At 64.0% G+C, this 2483-nt stretch carries 3 protein-coding genes and 1 pseudogene; 1 reads left to right on the forward strand and 3 read right to left on the reverse strand.

What is annotated here, in order from left to right; genetic code table 11:
- Window positions 1-101: 101 nt before the first annotated feature.
- A complete protein-coding gene (locus AC2VOG_RS11695; RefSeq protein ID WP_486940061.1) occupies window positions 102-650 on the reverse strand; it encodes an MmpS family transport accessory protein in 549 nt (182 codons plus the stop codon).
- 212 nt (window positions 651-862) lie between these two features.
- Here AC2VOG_RS11695 and AC2VOG_RS11700 point away from each other — a divergent pair, with 212 nt between their 5' ends.
- The gene (locus tag AC2VOG_RS11700; protein WP_486940062.1) at window positions 863-1192 is read left to right on the forward strand and encodes a DUF732 domain-containing protein; all 330 of its coding nucleotides are present in this window, start codon (window positions 863-865) and stop codon (window positions 1190-1192) included.
- Between the two features lie 52 nt (window positions 1193-1244).
- Here the strand turns inward: AC2VOG_RS11700 and AC2VOG_RS11705 are convergent, their stop codons facing one another.
- Together AC2VOG_RS11705 and AC2VOG_RS11710 are read right to left on the reverse strand one after the other, a co-directional pair.
- Window positions 1245-2300 carry an NAD(P)H-dependent amine dehydrogenase family protein gene (locus AC2VOG_RS11705; protein ID WP_486940063.1) on the reverse strand — a complete coding sequence of 352 codons (1056 nt, stop codon included), beginning with the start codon at window positions 2298-2300 and terminating at the stop codon, window positions 1245-1247.
- Between the two features lie 59 nt (window positions 2301-2359).
- A pseudogene (locus tag AC2VOG_RS11710) lies at window positions 2360-2483 on the reverse strand (hypothetical protein); the annotation flags it as partial.

Consider the following 2483-nt stretch of genomic DNA (forward strand, 5'->3'; position numbering starts at 1 on the left):
CCAGGCCAGGACGATCGGCAGCGCCAGTCGATGGATCATCCGCGGCAGAAACGGCGGGATCAGCGGTTGGTCGACGGGCGGCTTGGCCTCGGTGGTCTGGCTCATGCGGACTTGTCCAGGCAGTACACGAAGGCGTTCACCGTTTCGTTGGGGGGCGAATGATCGAAACCTTTGATGACGTCACCCCGCCCGTCGTGTTGGTTCACGACGAATTGGCAGGCGATCCAGCTACCGTCTCCTTGCGCCACCAGGTTCGCCGGGATGCCGGGCTTGGTCGAACTCAACACCTTGCTCCAGGGCAAGGGAACGTCGAGGGCTTGCTGTGGGTGGGAATTTTCGTCGAGGTAGTTGATGGTCGCGGTGCTGCCCGGTGAGCCCCAGACCTCGAGGGTGATCGTCTTGGCGTTGAACGAGTCGAGGACCTCGCCCGACGTGCCGCCACCGAACGAGCCGCTGTTGACGCCGAAGACGCGGTGCAACCGGTACACGACGAAGCCTGAGACCGCGATCACCGCGGTGATGACCAGCACTATCCAGAATCGGCTGAGCAGCCCCTTCTTCTTGGCCGGTGAGCGGGTGTCCTGGTTACCCTCGCTGCCGGCCGATCCCTGAGTCTTCAGTGGCTCGGTCCTTGCCTCAGTCGTCGTCATGGGCGCTTCGATTCCTTAACCGGGGAGAAGGCTGCTCAGTTAATTAGCCTGTGTGTAACCTTAGCTACTCTAATCTGAATACGCGACCAGAAAGAAACTGGGCGCACCGGTTGTTCAAGACGGTAACGCGAGCGCGGGCAGGTGGCTCGGATGGCCGAAAGGGAGTGCAGACGATGAGTCGACGCGGACGCGACGAGGGTAGGATGTCGCGCATGAAGCTCACCGGTGTTGCGGCCGCAGCCATTGCGGCGGCGATCAGCGTGGCGGCGCCGGCTTATGCCGACCCGGACACCGACTTCGACAACCAGATCGGCCGCTACGGCATCTACGGGCCGCATGACTACAACCCCTACATCGCCAAGATCGCGTGTCACCGACTCGCGGCGGGGGTTGACCCGAACGCAGCGGCGTCTGCGGTGTTCCTCTCCCGTAACCTTCCCCGTGGTACGACTCAGGTTCAGACCTACCAGTTCCTTGGGAGCGCGATCGCGCAGTACTGCCCGGACCTGCAGGGCAAGTTGCAAAACATCCCTGGCACTTAAACCGCTGAGGCTGCGCTGATCCCGGCGACCCGCGGCTTTGCCGGGGTTGCGATCACCGCGCGACGAACCCGCGCGGCAGCGTCAGCGGCAGATCGGCATAAGTCGCGATTCCCGGCGCTGCGGCGACGACTGCGGGAATCGCGTTGATGGCGGGCACCGCCGTCATGATGTGCCCGAGATCCATGAACTCCTCCATCGTGGTGGCCTCGAAGTACGGTGGCGGCAGGAAGCCGATCTTGGTGGTCACCGTGGGCTGGCCGTCGACCTGAATGACCCAGCCGTCGCCGTCGATCTTCCAATCCGGTTGCAGCGTCTGGCCTTTGCGCCACCGCACGTTGAGATCGATAACGGTCTTGCCGTCGAGAATTCCCTGCCAACTGATGTAGACGCCTGCGACGCAACCCGCTGGGATGGTCCACGACGTCATCTCTAGGGGGGCGGTGGTTTGGGCGAATTCGGCGTCACACCGGATATCGTCGAGTTCGATCCCAAGTGCGTCGCCGACCAGTGCGACGGCCTCACCGAAGATCGCCGTGCCCTTGGCGGCCATCGCCTGCAGCTCTGGGTGGTCGATCGGCTGACCGAAGCCGACCGGCTTCTCGGTCTCGGGCGAGTCGTAGAACGTGGTGTCGGCGGCTTCGTTGACCGTCACCTTGTCGACCCGGTTGCACACCATTGCCGAGACGATGGCCAGCAGTTCGGCGAAGCCAGGGCTGACGCCGGAGCCGAAGAGTGTCGAACCGCCTTTTTCGCAGGCCTCGACGAGCCGGTCGCGGCCTGCGCCGAGGTTCTTCCCGGTGATGAACGACGCGGTGGTCACGACGTTGACGCCGGCGGACAGGATGCGGACCAATTCGTCGACGTTGATCCACATCGGGTTGTAGACGACGCAATCCGGCTTGCATGCCAGCAGAGCGTCGACGTCGTTGGTGGCGGTGACCCCCAGCGGCGCGATGCCGACCAGCTCGCCGGCATCACGTCCGGTTTTCTCCGGCGACCACGCGAAGCAGCCGACCAGCTCGAGCAGCGGGTTGTCCGCAATCGATCTGAGGGAGCTCTTGCCGACGTTTCCGGTGTTCCACTGGACTATGCGATAGGTGTTGGGCACTTGCTCAGCATAGGGAACCGCCGAACTGCCGGAACCGAGAATTCAGCGAATCGACCGGCTCACTCGTCGACGGCGACGCCGCGGCGCGAACGCCGACGACGGTGCGACACCTTGCCGGACGGCCGCCGGTTGCGCAGTCCGCCGGTCTCGGCCGCGACGGTGTCGTCTGACTCTTCGATGGCA

The sequence above is a fragment of the Mycobacterium sp. TH-M11 genome, assembly GCF_057473725.1.